At 64.9% G+C, this 898-nt stretch carries 2 rRNA genes and 1 pseudogene; 1 reads left to right on the top strand and 2 read right to left on the bottom strand.

The window, feature by feature from the left end:
- Positions 1–461 (top strand): annotated as a pseudogene (locus tag ACIRRY_RS26410) (hypothetical protein); the annotation flags it as partial.
- Positions 462–602: 141 nt separating this feature from the next.
- On the opposite strand, the gene rrf reads toward ACIRRY_RS26410, so the two are convergent.
- Positions 603–719 (bottom strand): 5S ribosomal RNA (rrf, locus tag ACIRRY_RS26405).
- Between the two features lie 106 nt (positions 720–825).
- Positions 826–898 (bottom strand): 23S ribosomal RNA (locus ACIRRY_RS26400); the annotation flags it as partial.

Here is an 898-nt window from a genome sequence, read left to right as displayed (position 1 = left end):
GCACCGCGGTTGTCGTCGCGACGCTCACCCCGGTTGTCCCTCCGGTCGTCACGGCGGAACGCGGGCCGCTCGCCACGGTTGTCGTCACGACGGAAACCACCGGGACGGCTTCCGCGATCGCCGTCACGGTCATCGCGACGGGGGCCGGCCGGACGGTCGTCACGACGCGGCGCCGAGGAACGGTCGTCCCGCCCACGGAACCCACCCCGATCGCCACCGCCACCACTACTGGCACCGCTACCGCCACGGTCGTCGCGGCGGGGGGCACCGCCACGGTTGTCGTCACGCCGGCCGTAGCCACCGCGATCGCCGCTACCGCCGCGGTCGTTCCCACGATCGCGATCGTTGTTGCTACGGCTCGGGCTGCCGCGGTACCCGCCACGGTCGCCGCGGTCACCACTGTCCCGTCGCCGCTCCTCGCGCTCCGGTCGGTCCTCGGGAGAGTTGGTGGACATCGGTGACTCCTGTCTTCGGTACCGCAAGTCATTCTCGCGCAGCCAGCTACTCGGCGCGCTCTGGGCTGTGTTTCTGGAAGTTTCTGGAAAAACAAAAGGACCCCTGGTCCCAGCGTGAACGCTGGGACCAGGGGTCCTCCAAAGATTGTTCGGCGGCGTCCTACTCTCCCACAGGGTCCCCCCTGCAGTACCATCGGCGCTGTAAGGCTTAGCTTCCGGGTTCGAAATGTAACCGGGCGTTTCCCTCACGCTATGACCACCGAAACCCTAATGGTTTCGAGCGAACAAGCACACTTTTCTGTTGTGTGGTTCGAGCTCTAGCCGACAACTGTTCGTTGTCTCAGAACTAACACAGTGGACGCGAGCAACTGAGGACAAGCCCTCGGCCTATTAGTACCGGTCACCTCCACCCATTACTGGGCTTCCAGATCCGGCCTATCAAC

The organism is Streptomyces sp. NPDC101776, assembly GCF_044766845.1.
Classification (GTDB): domain Bacteria; phylum Actinomycetota; class Actinomycetes; order Streptomycetales; family Streptomycetaceae; genus Streptomyces.
This window is presented reverse-complemented; position numbering and strand designations above follow the sequence as displayed.